Annotated in this window: 1 pseudogene; it reads right to left on the bottom strand. The window is 72.8% G+C overall.

Annotated elements, in window-relative coordinates:
* Nucleotides 1-345, bottom strand: a pseudogene (locus IU459_RS37760) (flavoprotein); the annotation flags it as partial.

The raw sequence follows: 345 nt of genomic DNA, 5'->3' as shown, positions 1-345 counted from the left end.
ATGTCAACCGGGTGCCCGGCTCGTTGCTCGCGACCTCGGCCAAGGCGATGATCGCGGTCAACGCCGAATGCCCACTCCCGGCGATCACGGTGTGCTTGCCTGCGTAGCGGGCGCGGACGGTGTCGTCGTCGAGGTCGGGCCCCGGTAGTCGATCACCGCCGCGGCAGCGGTTTCGCCGAGCGCGGGCAGCCCTTCGCCGCCGAGGGGGTTGGGCGCGTCCCAGGTGCCGGAGGCGTCGATCACCGCTCGCGCCAGCACCCGCTCTTCCCTGCCGTCGCCGTAGCGCAGGTGCACCGACAACGGTTCGCTGTCGCGTCCGGCGTTCACGACCCGGTCGCGGCCGCG

It is taken from the genome of Nocardia amamiensis (assembly GCF_015477605.1).
Classification (GTDB): domain Bacteria; phylum Actinomycetota; class Actinomycetes; order Mycobacteriales; family Mycobacteriaceae; genus Nocardia; species Nocardia amamiensis_A.
The sequence above is the reverse complement of the archived record's forward strand: the minus strand, read 5'-3'. Positions and strand labels throughout refer to the sequence as shown.